The sequence below is a fragment of the Dyella sp. genome, from assembly GCF_035277725.1.
In the GTDB taxonomy this organism is placed as follows: domain Bacteria; phylum Pseudomonadota; class Gammaproteobacteria; order Xanthomonadales; family Rhodanobacteraceae; genus Dyella_B.
Window position 1 is genome coordinate 1 of sequence record NZ_DATEJY010000221.1, and the last position, 2,721, is coordinate 2,721.

A 2,721-nucleotide genomic window follows, 5' to 3' on the forward strand; every position below is an offset into this window, starting at 1 on the left:
CGTGTGGGGACACGGGGCCGGAGTGTTCCACAGACGCCGGCAATCAGACAAGTCCTTAACATCCCGCAATATTTTGCGATGTCGGCATTGCAGCAGAATCTTAGATCACATCGCTAATCTCGCATCGCACAAGGAAAATCTATGGAGGGCGCGCGATAGCTGGTGTTATGCCTGTGTTGCAGGTGCTCATACACATCCGTCAAGCGGCATGGTCTGGCCTTAACGTCTGACAGTGGTTTGGCTAAGAGAAAGCAGCCGTGCCTGCGTGCGGTAATCGCCAAAAAGCAGGAAGGCGCGCCGATCACTCGACGCGCCTTCCTCTTCACAGTCGCATCGCCAGCAGCGATGCGTATGACATGCATTTACTCGAACGTGTACTTCGCACCCACCGTGAAGTAACGGCCGATTGCACCGGTGGAGTCCAGCGGGTTGTAGTTCATCGCGCCGTAGGTGGTCGGATCCAACGGAGCGATTTTATCGGTCACGTTCAAAATCGAACCGAACACTTCGAAGCTGTTCGCGAAGTGGTAACGGGCCGAGAGATCCAGCGTGGTGAAGGCCGGAATGCGGCAATGCGCTGGCGCGACGGTGTCATCGGCAAAGGTGGCGTTGCAGGCCGCGCCTGCCTCCGGCACGTTCTTGAACGCGCTGCGATAGTTCACCATGCCACCGAGCGAGAAGCTGCCGATGTCCCAATTGGCGGCAAGTTGCGCACGATGACGCGGCGTACCGATGCAGTTGGTGGTATCGCAGTTGCCGTGCGTGCCCGCGTATTGCACGGTGCCGTTGACGTCCTCACGTGCATACGAGATCAGGCGTGTGGCATTCAGATCGATGTTCAGCCTGCCGTACGCGCCCATGTCGAAGCGTTGCGTGAAGTCCATATCGACACCGCGCACCGAGGTCGCCGCGGAGTTGATGTAGCTGCCTTCCGCTGCCAGCAGCGTGCCGCTGTTGGGAATGCCGGTGAGGTTGTTGTCCGAACGAATCACGTTGCCTGCAGCAATGGCGGAAGCGGCGGTGCTCTGGTTGATTTCGTCGGTACGACGAATGCGCCAGTAGTCGACGGTCAGCGAGGTATCCGCGGTCGGCGCCAGCACGATGCCACCGGTATAGCTGCGCGAGCGCTCCGGCTTCAGATGTGCGTTCGGGCCAGTGATGATGGCGATCGGCGCATTGCAGTCCGCCTGCGAAGCACCAAGCGCCGTCAACGCATTGCCATTCGGGCAACGCACCGGATCGGGAGCATTGGTGAATGCAGCCAGGCGTCCACCGGTTTCCGCCGGGTTCGGTGCGCGGAAACCGCCGGCGAACGTGCCGCGCAGCGACAGCCACGTGGTGGGCGACCACTTGATGCCGAACTTCGGCGTCACGGCGGTGGCGCCTTCCTTGTAGCTGTCCACGCGACCCGCCGCGGAGAGTTCCAGCGTGCTGAGCACCGGTGCATCCACTTCGAAATAGCCGGCCGCCAAGGATTGCGATCCCTTGTAGGCGGAGTAACCGAGGCCGATGATGTCGCCCGTGTCGGTGTACGTGGTCGGCGTGAGCGACACGGCCGAGCGGCGGTATTCCGTACCAAGGGCCAGGCCCATCGGGCCGCCGGGCAAATCAAACAGCGTGCGCGTGATCTTGGCGTCGATCGAGTCCAGCTGGCTGCTTGCGGTGGCGTGCAGCGTGGGCGAGATGTAGCCGTAGATGCCCGGGTTGTTCAAACCGGCGTTCTCGCCGATGCGCCAATAGCCGAACGGGCTGTTGGGATTGGTGAGCGCATCGCGCACCGCGCTGTAACGCAGATAGCCCCAGCGCGTGCTGGTGAGATCGGTGCCCGAGTGCATGTACGTGGCGTCGTAATCCCAGTCGCCGAAGCGGCCCTTTACGCCCACGAGGAAACGGTAGAAATCGTTATCGGTGCGCTGCACGCGCGGGCCGACATCCCAAGCGGAATAGCGCAGGCGCGCATCCGCGCCATAAGGATTGTCAGGATTACCCGGCCCCAATACCACGGCGCCAGAACCGCTGCTTGCATTCACCGGGCCGCCCGGATAACCCCATGCGCCGGATACGCCCGATGGCGTGGTCTGGAACTTGGAAACCTTGTCGGAGTAGCCGAATTCGCTGTACACCTGCGTGTCGTCCGACACTTTGTAGGTACCGCGCACGAACAGGTTGATCGAACGGTCGCTCGGTGTGATCCAACGGAACTTCGCCGTATCCCACAAACAGCCACCACCGCCGCCGGCCTGCGAAATGTTGGAGAACTGCCCGCAACCCGGCAGCGATGCATAGAGACCTGTGGCCGGATCACGCACAGCACCCGTCGGCGAGCTGCCCGCTGATGCACCACCACCGGTGATCGCACCACCCAGGAACTGGCTACCCGTCGCGCTGTAACCCCACGGACGCAAATCACCCGTGCCAATCCACTTGCGATCGCTGCGGTCGGTGGCAAGGATCGCGTCGTCCTTGATGCCTTCCAGGTTGAACAGGATGTTGTAGCGATCCTTGTTGAGGTCGCCGGTGCCGGCAGTCAACGAAGCCTTGTAACGGTTACCGTCGCCATTGCCGGAAACACCGGTCGACACCTTGGCCACTGCACCCTGGAAATCGCTCTTGAGGATGATGTTCACCACGCCGGCGATAGCGTCCGAACCGTAGATCGCCGAGGCACCGTCCTTCAGCACTTCGATGCGCTCCACCGCTTCCATCGGAATGGTGCTGAGA

Annotated in this window: 1 protein-coding gene; it reads right to left on the reverse strand. The window is 61.6% G+C overall.

Going from position 1 to position 2,721, the window contains the following annotated elements:
- Nucleotides 1–362: 362 nt before the first annotated feature.
- Nucleotides 363–2,721 (reverse strand): TonB-dependent receptor domain-containing protein (locus VJR68_RS18365; protein WP_324150039.1); only part of this gene is annotated, 2,359 nt, incomplete at its 5' end.